19 protein-coding genes, 1 other RNA gene and 1 pseudogene (1 of these 21 running past the window's edge) are annotated in these 16868 nt (G+C 33.4%); 3 read left to right on the top strand and 18 right to left on the bottom strand.

Annotated features, from left to right (window positions below; all coding sequences use genetic code 11):
• Positions 1 to 78 precede the first annotated feature (78 nt).
• The 11 genes from nth to ssrS all read right to left on the bottom strand — a co-directional run bounded on the left by nth (position 79) and on the right by ssrS (position 10194).
• Positions 79 to 720, bottom strand: a complete 642-nt coding sequence (gene nth / locus TETH514_RS06570; protein WP_009053012.1) for an endonuclease III — start codon at positions 718 to 720, stop codon at positions 79 to 81.
• Positions 701 to 1843, bottom strand: coding sequence for a tRNA epoxyqueuosine(34) reductase QueG (gene queG / locus TETH514_RS06565; protein WP_009053011.1), 1143 nt, complete (start codon positions 1841 to 1843; stop codon positions 701 to 703). The genes nth and queG overlap by 20 nt, the downstream gene beginning before the upstream one ends.
• Complete coding sequence (locus tag TETH514_RS06560) at positions 1843 to 4203, bottom strand: Lon protease family protein (RefSeq protein ID WP_009053010.1); 2361 nt, start codon at positions 4201 to 4203, stop codon at positions 1843 to 1845. Before TETH514_RS06560 ends, queG begins: the two co-directional genes overlap by 1 nt.
• Before the next feature lie 107 nt (positions 4204 to 4310).
• A complete protein-coding gene (locus tag TETH514_RS06555; protein WP_009053009.1) occupies positions 4311 to 4538 on the bottom strand; it encodes an alpha/beta-type small acid-soluble spore protein in 228 nt (75 codons plus the stop codon).
• A 370-nt stretch (positions 4539 to 4908) separates the two neighbouring features.
• Positions 4909 to 5097 (bottom strand): ferredoxin, encoded by a 189-nt coding sequence (locus tag TETH514_RS06550; RefSeq protein WP_009052854.1) that lies wholly within the window; start codon positions 5095 to 5097, stop codon positions 4909 to 4911.
• Between the two features lie 122 nt (positions 5098 to 5219).
• On the bottom strand, positions 5220 to 5876 hold the full coding sequence (locus TETH514_RS06545) for a transcriptional regulator (RefSeq protein ID WP_009052855.1): 657 nt from the start codon (positions 5874 to 5876) through the stop codon (positions 5220 to 5222).
• 56 nt (positions 5877 to 5932) lie between these two features.
• Complete coding sequence (locus tag TETH514_RS06540) at positions 5933 to 7273, bottom strand: radical SAM protein (protein ID WP_009052856.1); 1341 nt, start codon at positions 7271 to 7273, stop codon at positions 5933 to 5935.
• A 143-nt stretch (positions 7274 to 7416) separates the two neighbouring features.
• Positions 7417 to 7572, bottom strand: a complete 156-nt coding sequence (locus TETH514_RS06535; protein WP_009052857.1) for a PDC sensor domain-containing protein — start codon at positions 7570 to 7572, stop codon at positions 7417 to 7419.
• 278 nt (positions 7573 to 7850) lie between these two features.
• Entirely contained in the window at positions 7851 to 8144 is a 294-nt protein-coding gene (locus TETH514_RS06530) for a CC/Se motif family (seleno)protein (RefSeq protein ID WP_003868662.1), read from the bottom strand.
• A gap of 155 nt (positions 8145 to 8299) precedes the next feature.
• Positions 8300 to 9943 carry a nucleoside kinase gene (locus TETH514_RS06525; protein WP_009052858.1) on the bottom strand — a complete coding sequence of 548 codons (1644 nt, stop codon included), beginning with the start codon at positions 9941 to 9943 and terminating at the stop codon, positions 8300 to 8302.
• Between the two features lie 73 nt (positions 9944 to 10016).
• Positions 10017 to 10194, bottom strand: a non-coding RNA gene (ssrS, locus tag TETH514_RS12315) — 6S RNA.
• Between the two features lie 126 nt (positions 10195 to 10320).
• Here ssrS and TETH514_RS06520 point away from each other — a divergent pair.
• Positions 10321 to 11217 (top strand): radical SAM protein, encoded by an 897-nt coding sequence (locus tag TETH514_RS06520; protein ID WP_009052859.1) that lies wholly within the window; start codon positions 10321 to 10323, stop codon positions 11215 to 11217.
• Here TETH514_RS06520 and TETH514_RS06515 read toward each other — a convergent pair.
• Positions 11209 to 12066, bottom strand: coding sequence for an RluA family pseudouridine synthase (locus TETH514_RS06515; RefSeq protein WP_009052860.1), 858 nt, complete (start codon positions 12064 to 12066; stop codon positions 11209 to 11211). The genes TETH514_RS06520 and TETH514_RS06515 overlap by 9 nt on opposite strands.
• Positions 12067 to 12153: 87 nt before the next feature.
• Here TETH514_RS06515 and TETH514_RS06510 point away from each other — a divergent pair, with 87 nt between their 5' ends.
• The gene (locus TETH514_RS06510; protein ID WP_003868658.1) at positions 12154 to 12618 is read left to right on the top strand and encodes an NUDIX domain-containing protein; all 465 of its coding nucleotides are present in this window, start codon (positions 12154 to 12156) and stop codon (positions 12616 to 12618) included.
• On the opposite strand, the gene TETH514_RS06505 is transcribed toward TETH514_RS06510, so the two are convergent.
• Positions 12607 to 12804, bottom strand: coding sequence for a YgiT-type zinc finger protein (locus TETH514_RS06505; RefSeq protein ID WP_003868657.1), 198 nt, complete (start codon positions 12802 to 12804; stop codon positions 12607 to 12609). The two genes, TETH514_RS06510 and TETH514_RS06505, sit on opposite strands and share 12 nt — an antisense overlap.
• Before the next feature lie 239 nt (positions 12805 to 13043).
• On the opposite strand from TETH514_RS06505, the pseudogene TETH514_RS06500 reads away from it, so the two are divergent.
• Positions 13044 to 13724: pseudogene (locus TETH514_RS06500) on the top strand (phosphoenolpyruvate carboxykinase (ATP)); the annotation flags it as partial.
• 328 nt (positions 13725 to 14052) lie between these two features.
• Here TETH514_RS06500 and TETH514_RS06495 read toward each other — a convergent pair.
• The 5 genes from TETH514_RS06495 to TETH514_RS06480 all read right to left on the bottom strand — a co-directional run.
• Positions 14053 to 15384: a replication-associated recombination protein A gene (locus tag TETH514_RS06495; RefSeq protein ID WP_009052862.1), complete on the bottom strand. Its 1332-nt coding sequence runs from the start codon at positions 15382 to 15384 to the stop codon at positions 14053 to 14055.
• 13 nt (positions 15385 to 15397) lie between these two features.
• Positions 15398 to 15763, bottom strand: a complete 366-nt coding sequence (locus TETH514_RS06490; protein WP_009052863.1) for an HIRAN domain-containing protein — start codon at positions 15761 to 15763, stop codon at positions 15398 to 15400.
• Positions 15764 to 15919: 156 nt separating this feature from the next.
• Entirely contained in the window at positions 15920 to 16087 is a 168-nt protein-coding gene (locus TETH514_RS12895; protein WP_009052864.1) for a glycerol-3-phosphate acyltransferase, read from the bottom strand.
• 16 nt (positions 16088 to 16103) lie between these two features.
• Positions 16104 to 16298 (bottom strand): hypothetical protein, encoded by a 195-nt coding sequence (locus TETH514_RS06485; protein ID WP_009052865.1) that lies wholly within the window; start codon positions 16296 to 16298, stop codon positions 16104 to 16106.
• A gap of 36 nt (positions 16299 to 16334) precedes the next feature.
• Positions 16335 to 16868, bottom strand: the 3' portion of a protein-coding gene (locus tag TETH514_RS06480) for a patatin-like phospholipase family protein (protein ID WP_009052866.1). It continues 687 nt past the right edge of the window; only the last 534 of its 1221 coding nucleotides appear in the window; the start codon falls outside the window, past its right edge; the stop codon is at positions 16335 to 16337.

Below are 16868 nucleotides of genomic sequence, written 5' to 3'. Positions count from 1 at the left end.
TCTTCCATTTACAATAGTATGATATTATAATTAGCTTTATAATACAATTAATAATTTCTTAAAAAAGTTACAAAAATATTAATTTTTTCTTTCTTTAAAATACAAACACAGATGATTTACAGGGCACTCATCACATTTAGGCTTTCGCGCCATACATAAATTTCTTCCGTGATGTATTAAAAGATGATGAGACAAAGACCATAAGTTTTCTGGTATTAATTCCATAAGCTGTTTTTCCGTTGTAAAAACATCTTTACTGTCCGCCAGACCTATGCGATTGGACACTCTAAAAACGTGAGTATCCACTGCTATAGCCTGCTTGGAAAAAGCATTGCTTAAAACTACATTGGCAGTCTTTCTCCCCACCCCTGGCAATGTCATCAATTCCTCTAAGGTTTCAGGCACTTTGCTATTGTATTTCTCTTTTAAAATTTTACATGTCTCTAATATACTTTTTGATTTATTCCTATACAAACCACATTCCCTTATTTCCTCTTGAAGTTCTTCTGGAGTAAGCTTTAAAAAATCCTCCGGCGTTTTATACTTTTTAAAAAGCCTGTCAGTAATTATATTCACTCTTTTGTCTGTACATTGCGCTGACAAAATTGTAGCGATTAAAAGTTCAAACGGATTAGTAAATTTAAGCCCTGACTTAGCATTAGGATATGTTTCTTTTAATATTTCTATAACTTTTAAAGCTTCATCTTTCGTTATTCTCAATTTTATCACCCTTTAATTTATTTAATACTTCTATCATCATTTTCTTTGCCATTTCATCTTTTTCTTTAAGTAAGGCATTTTCTATTTCACTTAAAATCTCTTTGTCACACAAATGAGAAAGAGCCCATGCACTATATCCTCTCAAAAGAGGACTTTGTGACTTCAACAAGTTTTTTAGAGGCTCTATACAACTTTTTTCCTTTGTATTGACACAAGCAATTATAGCATTTCTTATTATAATACTTTTTCCCCTCCAAGAGGAAGAAGTTGGTCCAAAAATTTCTGCAAACTCCTTTTTTGACATATTTAAAATTTCTATTAAGTCATGCCTTGGCAGTAACTTATCCGGTACAAATTCTGACCTTACTACCTTTTTTGCTCTTTTATTAAAAGGACATACATGCTGGCAAGTATCACAGCCATATATTCTTCTACCCATTTTCTTAGACATTTTTTCTTCTATTTTCCCTTTTTTGACTGTGATATAAGACAAACATTTATGAGCATTTATTATATAAGGTTCAACTATAGCATTTGTAGGACAAGCTTTTATACACAAATCACAATCCCCACATTTAGTTTTTTGCGGTGCATCCGGCTCAAAATATTTGTTTATGAGTATTTCTCCTAAAAAAATATATGAACCATATTCATCGTTTATTATAAGTCCATTTTTTCCAAACCATCCTATCCCTGCATGGTAGGCAATTTCTCTTTCTAAAAGCGGGTTATTGTCCACTAAACATACTGTTTTTACTCCTTCACATTTTGATTTTATAAATTCAGAAAGTTTTTCCATCTTTTCTTTTAAAACTTTATGATAATCTATTCCCCAACTGCTTCTTGAAACTATACCAAAGCTTCTGCTGTAATATTTAATCTCATATTCTACATTATATGACAAAGCTATGGCTATAATGGATTTCACTTCAGGCAAAATAAATTCAGGAGAGATTCTTTTTTGAATATCTCTCTCCTCAATAGAACAACTATAGCCTAAATTTTCTCTTTCTTTTAGAAAATTATCATATTCTTTCAAACAATCAGGACTTGCAAAACCTACTAAGTCAACACCAATTTGTTGTGCAAATTTTTTTATCTCTTCCTTAGTTACACAATCCACTATTTATCCCCTTTATCTTCTTTTTTATTAGACAATAATCCATAATAATATTTAAGCTTTCTATAAACTTTATCGTAAATTTCTTCAAAGCTTTTTCCTGTCAAAATTTCTATCCCTTCTTCAATTGTTTTTACACTGTAGATGTGGAAAAGCCCTTCTTTAACTGCTTCTATAACTTCTTCTGTCAAAACCAAATTATTGACATTTTGATGAGGAATTATTACTCCTTGCTCCCCTGTCAAACCTTTTTCTTTACAGACCTTGTAAAATCCCTCTATTTTATGGGTCACTCCTCCCACCGGTTGTATCTCCCCAAATTGATTGACTGACCCTGTTATAGCAATTCCTTGTTTTATAGGAATTTCTGCAAGGCTGGAAAGGAGTGCATACAGCTCTGTACTGGAAGCACTATCTCCCTCTACTCCTTCATAAGACTGCTCAAAAACAACTCTAGCAGAAAGAGTCAAAGGAAAATCTTTTGCAAATTTACTCCCTAAATAACCTGTCAATATCATAACTCCCTTGTCGTGTATTCTACCACTCATTTTTGATTCTCTTTCAATGTTTACTACCCCTTCTTCCCCTGGGTATGTGGTGACAGTTATCCTTGAAGGCTTACCAAATTCATAATCCCCTAAATTTATAACAGCTAATCCATTGACAACTCCTACTCTTTCTCCCTCAACATCAACAAGATATATGTCCCTTTTGAAATATTCTAAAACTTTTTCTTCTAGCTTATTTACCCTCTTTATTTTTTCTTCTATAGCCTTTTTAACATGGACTCCTGTAACTACTTGACTTCCTTCCAAACCTGCCCAGGCATCTGCCTCATACAATACTTCCACAATTTCGTTAAAGCGGGTAGTTAATTTGTCCTGGTCCTCAGAAAGTCTAGTACTATACTCTATAACTTTTGCAACACCTTCCCTGTCAAAGGGCTTTAAATTGTTTTCTACACAGTGGGTCTTTATAAAAGAAGCCATATTTTTCATATTTTCTTCATTTAGCTCCATCTCTTCGTTAAAATCTACTTTTATTTTAAAAAGTTTGCTAAAGTCCTCATCATAATTGTAAAGCAAATAGTAAAGATAAGGGGTACCTATTAAAATCACCTTTACATCCAACTTTATAGGCTCTGGTTTTAAAGAAGAAATTGACAAAAATCCATATTGAGAAGATATATTTTCAATTATAATTTTTTCCGTCTTTAAAGACCTTTTTAAAGCATCCCAAGCATAAGGATAAGATAACAAATCTTTTGCTTGCAAAATTAAATAACCGCCATTTGCCCTATGTAATGCTCCAGCTTTTATTTTAGTAAAGTCCGTTGTAGCAACTCCAAAGTCACTTTCGTATTCTATACTTCCTATTATGTTATTATAATTAGGATTATACTCAAACACAACTGGAGCACCCTCAGTATTGCTATTGTCCACAAACAAATTAACCATATACTTTTTTAAAAAGGCTTTTTCTTTCCTCATCAAAAAAGGAAATGGCATATCTTCTCCATCAGTACTCTTAAAGCTTTCAATATTTTCTAAAATGTCCTTTTTGACACTTTCTAAGTACTTAAGCACATTTTCATTGACTTTATATCTTCCCTTCAAATCCTCAATTAAATGACCTACAGCAAAGAGACCTATATTATTGTCCAAATTTTTAATTTCATCCCTCGCTTGTTTGTCAATAGATTGTATTTCCTTCCATATCTGCATGGCCTTTACTTCAAATTCTGCAGCTCTTTTTTCAATTTCTTTTCTTGTTTCTTCATCCAATTGCTGAAACTCTTCTTGACTTATTTGCCTTCCTTCAATAACAGGAATGCTTATAATGCCTGTGCGAGTATCTCTTAAGACAAATCCAAAACTTTTCGCAAGCGTATTTAATTCTTCCATTAGCTCACTCTTTTTTTCTTGGTATTTCTTTATTATCTCACTCTTTTGCATATCATAAGAATCCGATTCAAAAGCTTTAGGTATATCCCTTTGGAGTTGTTCCACAAAATCCTCCATGTCTTTTTTGAATTGCTTGCCCATTCCAGCTGGTAATTCTATCGCTATTGGTTGAGCAGGTTTTTCAAAATTATATACATAAACCCAATCATTTGGCCTTTCTTCCGTTCTTGCAATCTTCTTTATGTAACTGGAGGCAAAACTAGTTTTACCAGTTCCAGTTATTCCTGTTATAAATATGTTGTAACCTTTCTGTTTTATTTTAATTCCAAATTCCATTGCCTTTTTCGCTCTGTCTTGTCCTATTATTCCTTCTAATGGAGGGATTTCTTCAGTTGTGTCAAAATCAAAAACTTCTGGATTTACATATCTTTTTAATCTGTTAAAACTCAACTTTCCCATAACAACACCCACCCAATCTTTTTAATAATAATTATTCGCCAACAAATCAATTTTTCCTCTTTTTACACAAAGAATAAATTTTGGCTGAAGGATAGTCCTCCAGCCAATTAATCTTCTTCATCAATTTTTCCGTCTCTTTCATCCATTTCTTTTTCTGCAAATTTTATCATTTTCTTTACCATGTTTCCTCCTATTTTACCTACCTCTCTTGTAGTCATATTTTCCCATCCGCGTTTTTCAATATCGTCATCTAAATTAAGCTTTTCAGCAACTTCTTGCTTCAAAGAATCTAACTCATCCTCAGCTTTAGGGTATAACTTTTTTCTTTTCCCCATAAAAACCCTCCATACTTCGTTTTATCAATATTTTCCCCTAAAGCTTCTTTAAAAATGTATAAAAAAACCCGGTAAAACCGGGTTATAGACTGTTGACAAACTTTCGTAAAGGAGATATTTTGCATAAGGAGCGACTTGTTACAAAGCGGTAACAAAACTTAGCAAGACCGAGGGTGGAGGCGGGGCCGAAGCCAAGGATGGCGGAGGCGGGCACCTTAAGGCATGGATGCCGATTGTGCCCGGTACCCTGCCGGAACCTGAAGGTCGAGCTTTAGTTTTGTCGCTTTGGAACATCGGAGCGACGATGCAAAATATCTCCTTTGAATATTTTTTAATTTTGTCAACAAACTGAAACCCGGAAAAATCCGGGTTATTCTTCTTTTATTGCCTCTGTTGGGCAAGAACTCATAGCATCTTGCACACAATCTTCTAAATCTGCTGGAACTTCATCTACGATTACATGGGACTTTCCTTCATCATTCCAGTCAAAAACATCTGGACACATGTCTATGCAAACCCCACAAGCTATGCATTCGTCTTGGTCAACATAAACTTTCATACCATTACCTCCTAATCTTTTTATGTAAAATTTTACACATACATTATATCATTAACCTTCCATTGCTTCAATAGTTTTTAACTTTCTCTTTGAAAATATGCAAAAAAATAAGGCATATAGCCTTATACAATTGCAAGGAGTTCTCTCAAAAAGTTATTGAGTAAATTGACATCTTGCGAATTCAGTTTATTTAAATTGATATAAAATTTTTGAATGTTTTCAGCCAATTTTTTGTCTATATCGCTCTTTACTTTAGTGTACAACAAAACACCTAATACTGCTCCTACAAATAAAACTAAAGAAGAAGTAGGATTAACAGAGGCCAGTAAATTTTCTATACTCTCCATGGAAAGGCCTCCCGTCATCCTAAGTTTTAGTAAAAATACAGTAATAGCATATGCACAAAATTCTATAGGCTTAGTAGCCTGGAACATCTCATTTAATATTTCCTCAAGAGAATTAGACTTACTATTTTTTACTTTTTTAATCAAAGTATCTCTCAGGGAATTCCATTCATCTTTATCCGCTTTTTTAAATATTTCATAAGCTTTTTCTGTTGGTAAAAATCTTAAAGTAGATCTTCCTTGGCTTTTTTCCTCCCCAAGGTAATACTCAGTCTTGACAAAATCACCTTTCTCTAATTCCTTTAAAATATCATAAGCTGTCCATTTGCTAATTTTCATTGCCTGCGCCACATCTGTATAGTGAACAGGCTCACCTTTTGAATCATAAAGTTCAGTTAGTGTTTTTAAAAATTCCACCCTCCTATTTGTCAGCATCTCAACACCCCATTAAGTAATACTATCTAAATTTATAGGGGATTTTAGTATTTATGTCAAGCCTCTTTTTTCATTTCCATTTTTTTCTCCCAAATTTCGTTGGCTACTTTACCCCAATTATCAGCAACCACTCTTAAATCATCGTAGAGGTTTTTGATGTGAGAGGCTTCACTAGCTTCTGTGTGTTTAGCTCCTGACTCTTCTACTATTTCTAAAAGTTTTTCTGGGTTATCAATCAGTGGGCAAGGCCTTAAGTGATTTTGATTAAAAGGCTGTCTCTTTCTATAAGCTTTCATAATAGGAGACTGCAGCGCTTCTTTCAAACTCACTTCATTTATATTTACATTGGAATAATGGATGAAAGCACAAGGTTCAACTTCTCCCGCTGCATTTATGTGCAAATATCTTCTGCCACCTGCAATACATCCACCGCTGAATTCACCATCGTTCCAAAAATCTATTGCGAAAAGCTCTTTTGTAGCTCTTATATAATTTATTCTTTCATACATGTACTTTCTCTGTTCAGGGGTTACTATAAACTTGACATCTGGATCTCTACCAATAGGAATGTAAGTAAAGTACCAAGCAAAATATGCACCTTTATCTATCATCATATCTACAAATTCATCACTTGAAATTTCCTCTACATTTGTTCTTGTATATGTAGCTGAATATCCAAACAGCAATCCATTTTCTCTCATCAAATCCATTGCTCTCATAATTTTATCAAAAGTACCTTCTCCACGTATTGCATCGTTACTTTCTCTGAAACCATTAATACTTACTGCAAAGGTGATATTTCCGACTCTTTTAACCTCTTTTATCATATCTTCGTCAATTAAAGTTCCATTAGTGAATAAATGGAATACCTGGTTTTTATGCCTTTCCGCAAGTTTTATAATATCTTTCATCCTGACAGTAGGCTCTCCCCCTGATAAAACTATAAAATATATACCTAACTCTTCCGCTTCTGCACATACTCTATCCATCACTTCAAAGGAGAGATTATGGGGTTTGTACTGTCCTGCCCAACAACCAACACATCTGAGATTGCAAGCCTCTGTTGGATCCATTAAAATTGCCCATGGCACAGAAACACCTAACTTTTCTTCCCACTCTTGCTGCTTAGGAATACCTTTCAAACTGGCATTTACTAAGAAATTAACCACTAACGTTTTTAAAATATTTTTGTCAATATTTTTAAGGCCCTTTACTGTAAATTTGTACCAGTTGCTCTCCTTATCATTTAAAAATCTTTTCACACTTTCTATCTGTTGTTTATGCCGTGGCATTATTGCAATTTTTGACATGAGGTTGGCTAACGTGTCTAAATTTTTCTCTGGGTTTTTATCCACATAGTTAATAATGGTACTGACAAGCGGGTCAATCACATTCATAATAATTCCTCCTCTACTTTATTTTTTATCCCAAAACATCAAATTAACCCAAAAAACCAAAATTCCATTTCAGTGATATTATACCACTTCAAAAACAACATTTCAAGTAATATTTATTATATTTTATGCTTACAAGTACTATTTTATTTATCTAATTGCACATCTCCTCCAAAAACTCCTATTATTTTCTTCTCTGAATTGTAAACAGGAATTGCAATTGTGGTACAAATTTCGTTTGTCGCTAAAGAAATGTAAGGATCTGTTACTGTTATTTCTCCTTCAATAACCCGTAAAAGCAACTAAAATACTGTTTACACCAGCTAAAATACCTCCGTACATCAAAAGCCTAAATTTGATACTTTTAAGCATAAAATTCCCCCCTCTTTAAGTTGCATTAATTACAACATTGCCATTTGCAAAAAAATGTAAAGCCTTTTTTTATTATTTCTACAAAACTTTAAATATTCCTTCTTTTTTTTGCAAAAATTCTACAAAATAAAGTAGGAATCCATTGAGGATTCCTACTTTATGTGCGCCCGGCCTTATCTCCCATATCTATCCTCATAGTTCACCCCCCCTATAAAACCTTTACACCATCTACAGCTGGCCTGCTCAAGAATGATAGGCCCTCCATATAAATCTTAAGGCCTCTCTCCTTAACCTCTATCATCTTATGCACATAGATATCGACACCATCTATATCGAATCTCTTAAACCTATCCAGTTCATTATCCTTGGGCTTTCCAATCTCAACTGATGGAAAGGCACCGGGTACACAGCAGTTATCAGCAGTCACCAGTTTGATTGTTATGGCTGACTCACCCTTCTTTTTCAGGTATTCCTTTACCTTCTCATCTATACTTATATTCATTTTTATCCCCCTTTCCTCCTGATTTAATACGTAAATTTGGCATTTGCAAAAAATATAAAGCCTTTTCTCTTTATTTCTACAAAACTTTAAATATTCCTTCTTTTTTTGCAAAAATTCTACAAAATCGAGTAGGAATCCATTGAGGATTCCTAAACTTAAACATCAAGGCAACTGCCGCCTATAAATTCTCTTATGATAGAATTGGGAGGTATTGCTAATTCATCTTCTAATGGAAGGAAATAACTCAAAAACTCTAATATTTCTTTAGCGATAGAATAAGCAGGATTGTCTTGGGAAACTTTCTTAAGCAAAGGCTCTGCATATTTTTTTAATACAGGTAGCTCATAAGGTAAAAAAGAGTTAAACATGACATCCGCTTGTTCTTGATAAGGGAAAATCCATTTTTCTTCTCCTTTTCTGACCATAGGCCACATGTTTATAGTCTCTGCAGCATCGCTGGACCGGAATTGGCTATCTCTCACTATGCGTCGTATCAACCTCGTTTGAGTAGTAGGTATTCTGTTGTGCTCGTCAAGATTTAATTGCGTAATAGCACTTACATATATTTTGTATTTATTATCTTTGGGTATTTGCAATGTCAATTTTTCATTTAGACCGTGAATCCCTTCCATCAAAATAATTTGATTTTTGTCAAGTTTTACTTTTCTTCCTTCTGGCTCTCTTTCCCCTGTTTTAAAGTTAAAAATAGGGATTTCTACTTCTTCCCCTTGAATAAGCTTTATTAAATGCTCATTGAAAAGTGGCAAATCTAATGCATCTATGGACTCAAAGTCGTAATTTCCAAACTCATCTTTCGGAGTAAGTTCTCTTGGCACAAAATAATTGTCTAATGATATCGGAAAAGGCTTTAGTCCGTTTACCCTCAACTGCACACTAAGTCTATGAATAAAAGAGGTTTTCCCTGAAGAAGAGGGTCCAGCAATAAGCACTACTTTTATCATTTTGTTTGAAGCTATATAATCTGCAATTTTGGATATTTTCTTCTCATGAAATGCTTCAGAAACCAATATTAAATCTCTACCTCTTCCTTGTTTTATCATGTCGTTCAAAGAAGAAACATAACTTATGTTTAAAATACTTGCCCAGTCCTCTGCCTCTTTAAAAATTGAAGCAAGTTTTGGAACATCCACAAATACAGGCAAAGAGCGGGGATTATATACATCTGGAGCAATTAAAATAATGCCTGGAAAATAAAAACGTATATCAAATACTTTTAGATACCCTGTAGAAGGTACACAAGGGCTGTAGAAAAAATCTACTGTACCATCACAATAATAAACAGAAACCTTCTCTTTGTCAGTATCTTTAAACAATTTTATTTTCTCAGTCAATCCTTCTTTTTTAAATAATTTTATTGCCTCTTCTTTAGGTAACATTTTTCTTTCTATTTTGAAGTCTTTTTTTATTATTTCTTCCATCCGCTTTTTAATCATAGAGACAATTTTATTGTTTAAAGAGTAACCATGTATTTCGCAGTATAAACCCTTACCTAGTGAGTGTTCTATAGTTACAGTAGCACCGGGAAGTAGCTCTTTTACAGCTTTAATAAAAACAAAAGTTAAACTCCTTCTGTAAATCCTCGTACCTTCCTCAATCGTTGTATCTACAAATTCCACTGTGCTATCCTTTGAAACTGTGCAGTTTAAATCTTTTAGCTCATTATCCACTTTTGCAGCTACTATTATCCCATTGTAAAGATGCTCAAAATCTTTGGCAATATCCTCTAATTTTGTCCCTTCTGGGTATTCATAAATATCACCCGCAATAGCAATTTTCATAAAACCACCTCACTAGGATTATACATTATTGTAACAAAAATTAAAAGCCCTTCCTTCCGGAAGGACTTTTAATTTTTGTCCCACGAAGCCGTAAGGCTATGTTTTCATACCCGCTCTCGCAGGTGGGTACCCTGTCATCAGCTTCTGAAGTCCTGTCTTAGCAGGCATTTCTTCCACTGATGAACCCGGATTCCCGAAAAAGGTGCGTTGGTTGAAAACAAATTAGCCTAATACAAACTTCACAGGATTCATTTGGTTTTTCGTTTACAATTATAGTTTACGACAAATCTTACTAAATTGCAAGTGTAAAATATAGAAAATACAAGCTTTATACAAAAAAATAAAGAATGATATAATATTGAGTGGAGGGAATTTCTATGGAACCAGCAATAAAATGCAATATATGTCCAAGAAACTGCAATGTAGACAGGTCAAAGTCAAAAGGACTTTGTAACATTCCTTGGCAGGTAAAAGTAGCAAAAGCATATCTACATCATTGGGAAGAGCCTTTTATAAGTGGTACGAGAGGCTCTGGAACAGTTTTTTTCAGTGGTTGTAACCTAAAGTGTGTCTTTTGTCAAAATTACGAAATAAGTCAATACCAATTTGGTAAATTTCTAACAGTAGAAGAATTAGCACAAGTATTTTTAAATTTACAAAAGCAAGGTGCCCATAACATAAACCTTGTTACTCCTACAATCCATGTCTTCTCAATAAAAGAGGCGATTTTATTAGCAAAAAGGCAAGGGCTTCAAATACCTATAGTATATAATACAAACGCCTATGAAAATGTAGAAACTTTAAAAATGTTGGAAGGACTAATTGACATATATCTTCCCGACCTTAAGTATTACGATGACACTCTTGCAAAAAAATATTCCAAAGCCCCTAATTATTTTGAGCATGCAATAAAAGCAATATTAGAAATGTACAGACAGGTAGGAATACCTCAATTTGATGAAGAAGGAATACTAAAAAAAGGCTTAGTGATAAGACATCTCATAATGCCGGGATGTGTAGAGGACACTAAAAAAATTCTTTTGTGGATTAAAGAAAACCTCCCAAAAGAAATATATGTAAGCTTAATGAGTCAATATACCCCTTATTATCAAGCTCAAAAGTATCCAGAAATAAATAGAAAAATCACTCCTAAAGAATATGATGAAGCTATAAATTTTTTCTTTGATATCGGTCTTGAAAATGGACTAATTCAAGAAATGGAAAGCGCCAGTGAAGACTACATTCCCGATTTTGACTTGGAAGGATTAGAATAATTTTAGTAAATTTTGTATATCTTGTGGCAAAGGTGAATAAACAGAAATACTTTTTTCTTCTAAAGGGTGTACAAAAGTAAGTCTATATGCATGCAATGCTTGCCTTTTAATATAATCATCAGAAGAGCCGTACAATGTATCTCCTACAATAGGATGACCAATATGGCTCAAATGAACTCTTATTTGATGAGTTCTTCCTGTTTCAATTTTTACCTTGAGGAGAGAAAACCTTTTACTGCTTTTTACCACTTTGTAATTGGTGATAGCTCTGTCCCCTTCCTCGGATACCATTCTTTCAATTCCACTTTGTGGTTTTCTCGATATGGGAAGGTCAATTCGACCTTCCCCTTCCATTTTTCCTTCTACTACTGCAAAATAAAGTTTACTCATAGGCTTTAGAATTTGAAGATAATACTGCATAAAAGGGCGTTTGGCAAATACAACCAGACCCGACGTACCCTTATCTAAGCGATTAACAGGTCGAATCAAAGCCTTTATTCCTTTATCTTTAAAATACCACGCTACCCCATTTGCAAGAGTCCCACTCTGATATCTTTTGGTAGGATGAACAACCATATTAGCAGGTTTATTAACAATTAAAATTTCCTCATCCTCGTAATATATATCCAAACCCATTTTTTCCGGAGCAATATTCGAATCATTTTCAGGAAGGATTAAATCAATCACATCCCCTGGTTGTAAAATTCTTTGTACATTTTCTTTTACGCCATTTACTAATATTTCTCCTTGCCACTTATAAATTCTAATAAGTCTTTTAGAAAAACCTTTGTTCCTCAAAAAATTTTCTAATATAACACCCTTTTCATTTTCTCCAACGATTAATCTCATTTTCCCACCATTTTCTAATTTATTTTAATGCAAAAAATTTATGTGGTATAATCAATTTATAAATAAAATACAGCGGTTGGTGATTTTATGAAACAAATAATTGTAGGAGTAGGCGGTATTGTCATAAAAGATAATAAAGTTTTATTGGTAAGGCATACTTACGGCCAATTTAAAGGCAAATGGATAATACCCGGCGGCCATGTGGAGACCGGTGAAAATATAGACGATGCAGTTTTAAGAGAAATAAAAGAAGAAACTTCAATAGAAACCCGTGTAAAAAATATCATTTCTATAAGAAGTATAATACTTCCCGATGGCAATTCGGAAATATACATTGTTTTTTTGTTAGATTATGTTTCAGGAACTCCTACTTCTGACGGAATAGAAAATGACGCCGCAGCTTTTTTTGACATAGATAAAGTCATAAATGATGAAAATGTAGTCTATCTTTCTCGCTATTTAATTAAAAAGGTATTGACACACACTTATAATAAATTGTCCCCTGACCTCTTTTATCCTTTTGGCAATTTTAATTATAAGCTATTTTGTTGAAATATATTCGTACTTATCTTTATTTTTAAAAGCCTCATCAAGCACTTCTGTATCATAATAGACTGCACCACATTTTTGACAAACATATGCCGGCACATCTTTAATTATTATAGTCCTTTTCCCCCTTACCAACTTATATTCTACATTTTGTATCTCTATTTTGCCACCACAAAAGCACTTTTCCATTAGTTTCACTCCTTGTCACGTCGATTTCAAGTTGATAAGGACTTTTTTCTATTATATCATAAATTTCGACATAAATCCCTTAAATTTTAGCCAAAAATTTTGTACCACTTGAAAAAATATTTGAATAATGTTAGAATTTTATTGTAAATGTTAATTTTAAACTTTATAAGATATTTTTGCAATTTTAAACACATTAAAATGCAAATTAGCTTTTATAAAATTAAAAGGAGGCATATTAAATGTACGGTCTTGAAAAATTAAATATAATCAATGTTAAAAACGTTTACCGTAATCTTCCCGTCCCTAAATTAGTTGAAGAAGCTATAAAAAGAGGAGAAGGAGTACTTGCAAATAATGGTGCTTTTAATGTTTATACCGGTAAATACACAGGTCGTTCTCCAAATGATAAATTTATTGTGGATGAACCAGAAGTTCATGAAGATATATGGTGGGAAAATAATAAAGCTATTTCTATGGATAAATTTGAAAGGTTGTACAACCGCTTAACTGCTTATTTACAAAATCGAGACATTTTTATATTTGACGGTTTTGTAGGTGCTGACCTTCAATATAGAATTCCTATAAGAGTTATAACAGAATATGCGTATCAGAGTTTACTGGCACGCCAATTGTTCATTCGCCCTAATGAAGAAGAACTTAGAAATCACATCCCCGAATACACGCTAATTGCTGCACCAAAGTTCAACTCTATACCTGAATTAGACGGTGTAAATTCTGAAGCTTTTATTATATTAAGTTTCACTAAAAAACTAATTATAATCGGTGGCTCTCAGTATGGAGGGGAAATCAAAAAGTCAATCTTTACCCTCATGAACTATCTGATGCCAAAGCGCGGAGTTTTATCTATGCACTGTTCTGCAAATATGGGCAAAGATGGAGATACCACTCTCTTTTTCGGAAAAATACAAAGGTGTAACTGATGATATCAAAAAATCAGGCCCAAATGTTTAAAAACATAAAGTCTCCTTGCAGTGCGTACTGCTAGGAGACTTTTATAATTTGTAGCCATTATAATATATCTTTCATATTATAAAGTAGAAGTCAACCTAAAAAAGGAGGTAAGTTTATGTCTGACAAACACAAACACCATGAAAACCAATGGATTTGGATTATAATCATCATTTTGATAATTTTGTTATTTGTACCTGGCATCATCATATGGGAAGAACCTAAAAACGCTGTTTAATAAAAAGGGGCAACTGCCCCTTTTTATTAAACAGCTCAAAATTATTTTCCTTTCTTTTTTAAGTTGGTGATTTGCTCTAATCTCCTTTGTATGTCCTTCTCAAAACCAGAATCCGTCGGTACATAGTATTTCCTGTCTTTAAGATTATCCGGTAGACATTGCATATCTGTTACTTTCTCTTCAAAGTCGTGTGCATACTTATACCCTTTGCCATATCCTAATTCTTTCATAAGCTTTGTAGGAGCATTTCTTAAATGCATAGGCACACTTTCAGCAATTGTCTTTTCTGCATCTTTTTTAGCTTTATTATATGCCACGTATACCGCATTAGATTTAGGAGCTAACGCTAAATATATTGCCACCTGTGCCAGATTTACACTACATTCAGGCATTCCAATATAATGGCAAGCATTATATGCTGCAACAGCCATTTCAAGAGCTTGAGGATCTGCAAGCCCAATATCTTCAGAAGCAAAGCGTATCATCCTTCTTGCGACATAGAGAGGGTCTTCTCCCGCTTCTAACATCCTTGCAAGCCAATACACTGCCGCATCCCAATCGCTATTTCTTAAAGATTTATGAAAAGCAGATATTAAATTATAGTGTTCTTCTCCTTGTTTGTCGTAAAGCAGAGTCTTTTTCTGCATTGCATCAGCTAATATATCATCTGTGACAATTCTTTCCCCTTCAATTACTTTAGCCCCCATAACCGCAATTTCTAATGTGTTTAAAGCAACCCTTGCATCACCATTTGCAAAAAGTGCAATTTTTTTGAGCTGTTCATCTGTTATACCAATTTTGTACATGCCAAATCCATTTTGTTCATCTTTTAACGCTCTTTTAAGCAGTATAAGTAAATCCTCTTCTGTAAGAGGTTTCATGACAAAAACTTTAGAACGAGACAAAAGAGCAGAATTTACCTCAAAAGAGGGATTTTCAGTAGTTGCACCAATTAATATTATATTCCCCTTTTCCACATGAGGCAAAAAAGCATCCTGCTGGGCTTTATTAAATCGATGAATTTCATCAATAAATACAACAGTTCTAGTTCCATACATAGCATCCAATTCAGCTTTTGCCATTATCTCCTTTATCTCTTTGATGCCTGATAAAACAGCACTAAAGGTGACAAATTTAGAATTTGTCATATTGGCTATAATCATAGCAAGGGTAGTTTTACCTACCCCTGGCGGCCCCCATAAAATCATTGAAGTAATATTGTCTTTTTCAATCAATTCCCTAAGTAATTTCCCTTTACCTAAAAGATGTTCTTGACCTACAAACTCATCTAAAGTTTTGGGTCTCATCCTGTCGGCCAAAGGTTTATTTTTTTTCACTTCATTATCAAATATAGATACTTGTTTGTATTCCATATTTTCTCACCATTTAAGTTTTATTTTTGTACTTTTTCTTTCTTTTTTCTTTTAATCGGAACTTTATAGTAACTTTTACAAAGTCCTCTTCTAAAAATTCTGCAATGGCAAAGTCTTTTGTCACAAATTTTATCATAGCAAAAGCGTAATTTTCAAATTTATCATAAATTCGACCTGCACTATAACATCCTCTTGGAACAGTTCCTACACTATTAGCTACATATCCCACTTGCCCTAATGGCGCAAGGGTAACAGCTATTGCTTCATCGTCATAGTCATTGTCTAAATCCTTTTCTAATCTTACAATCGTGCCTGGTTTCAAAACTTTTGTACCGTAATAATGTTGACATCCGGTTATTGCAATATAAATGGATTCCACTTCATACACTCCCAACTTGATTTTAATTAAAGTATACAAAATATACATCATTATTTTACCATTTTGGCCTTTAAAACAACATTCATATCCTTCTTTCTTTTATATAAAAGCACAACAAAGTTAAGCATCCATAGTAAAAGTAAATAACTACCAACACTACTCAAAAATAACACCCATTTTAAAGCCAGCCGCATGGCCAAGATTAAAAGCTCCAGGATTTCCATCCCGTATTTCCTCTAATCTTTTACCTACCATACGACCTATCCAATAAGAAAACATCAAAGAGCCGCAACCGAACTCTATAATACTAAGTAAAATAATCATACATTATTCCTTCTTCCTACACTAAAAGCCATAAAACTATTAAAAAAACAGTTTCAAATCTCAAAGTGTTTGCACTCAAAATTGCTCCTTTGCTAAATCCATGTATTTCACTTGTAATTCCATAAGGATACATCCTAAAAGAGACAAGGTCATATTTCTTTGGTTTCATAATATCACACAAGAAAATGATTATCAACCTCTCTATCTCCATTTTATCCGTCCTCTAATTAAGCAGTCTTACAGTAAGTTAGCTAAAAATAACTTTCCCGACTTCCTTTATAACTTCGTTTTTAGTAAATATAGAAAGCACATCTATCTTTTTAATTACACTTTCTATTATTTCTTCTATTTCTTCTTTATCTTCCTCAACAGCTTCTTTGTCACAATTAATTTTCTCCCTTACAGCGCTAATTAGCTTTTCGTAGGTATAAACCCTAAATCTCTCTATTTCATAAATCTCCGCCAGATTTTCTAAAAGAGTTAAAAATATTTCATCGTAATCGGCATCAACTTTCAAATCCAATAAGGAGCACAATTTAGGAATAATAACTTCAAACAAAGCTCTCTTTGCTGGAATTTCTTTATTTACTCTAAAGATATCCTTTAAATTCTCAATTCTTCTTTCTTCTAAATTCATAAGGTAACGGATAAAATATTCCTTTTCCCCTTTCGGCTCGATATAATACTTATCTCCCTTTAGTCCTTTTAAAGCCTTTAAACCATCAAAGTATCCTAATTTAAGGTTATACCTTACAACGTTTTTATCAAAATCCAAAATCCC

This window comes from Thermoanaerobacter sp. X514, from assembly GCF_000019065.1.
GTDB classification, from domain to species: domain Bacteria; phylum Bacillota; class Thermoanaerobacteria; order Thermoanaerobacterales; family Thermoanaerobacteraceae; genus Thermoanaerobacter; species Thermoanaerobacter pseudethanolicus.
This window is presented reverse-complemented; position numbering and strand designations above follow the sequence as displayed.

Excerpts from the sequence above, each read along its gene's own strand:
- TETH514_RS06520 (WP_009052859.1), top strand. The coding sequence starts at position 10,321 with ATGGAACCAGCAATAAAATGCAATATATGTCCAAGAAACTGCAATGTA.
- TETH514_RS06545 (WP_009052855.1), bottom strand. The coding sequence starts at position 5,876 with ATGCTGACAAATAGGAGGGTGGAATTTTTAAAAACACTAACTGAACTT.
- TETH514_RS06505 (WP_003868657.1), bottom strand. The coding sequence starts at position 12,804 with ATGGAAAAGTGCTTTTGTGGTGGCAAAATAGAGATACAAAATGTAGAA.
- TETH514_RS06560 (WP_009053010.1), bottom strand. The coding sequence starts at position 4,203 with ATGGGAAAGTTGAGTTTTAACAGATTAAAAAGATATGTAAATCCAGAA.
- TETH514_RS06555 (WP_009053009.1), bottom strand. The coding sequence starts at position 4,538 with ATGGGGAAAAGAAAAAAGTTATACCCTAAAGCTGAGGATGAGTTAGAT.
- TETH514_RS06485 (WP_009052865.1), bottom strand. The coding sequence starts at position 16,298 with ATGGAGATAGAGAGGTTGATAATCATTTTCTTGTGTGATATTATGAAA.
- TETH514_RS06515 (WP_009052860.1), bottom strand. The coding sequence starts at position 12,066 with ATGAGATTAATCGTTGGAGAAAATGAAAAGGGTGTTATATTAGAAAAT.
- TETH514_RS06550 (WP_009052854.1), bottom strand. The coding sequence starts at position 5,097 with ATGAAAGTTTATGTTGACCAAGACGAATGCATAGCTTGTGGGGTTTGC.
- TETH514_RS06510 (WP_003868658.1), top strand. The coding sequence starts at position 12,154 with ATGAAACAAATAATTGTAGGAGTAGGCGGTATTGTCATAAAAGATAAT.
- TETH514_RS06495 (WP_009052862.1), bottom strand. The coding sequence starts at position 15,384 with ATGGAATACAAACAAGTATCTATATTTGATAATGAAGTGAAAAAAAAT.
- TETH514_RS06540 (WP_009052856.1), bottom strand. The coding sequence starts at position 7,273 with ATGAATGTGATTGACCCGCTTGTCAGTACCATTATTAACTATGTGGAT.
- TETH514_RS06530 (WP_003868662.1), bottom strand. The coding sequence starts at position 8,144 with ATGAATATAAGTATAGATGAGAAGGTAAAGGAATACCTGAAAAAGAAG.
- TETH514_RS12895 (WP_009052864.1), bottom strand. The coding sequence starts at position 16,087 with ATGATTATTTTACTTAGTATTATAGAGTTCGGTTGCGGCTCTTTGATG.
- TETH514_RS06525 (WP_009052858.1), bottom strand. The coding sequence starts at position 9,943 with ATGAAAATTGCTATTGCGGGTGATATTTATGAATACCCAGAAGGGACA.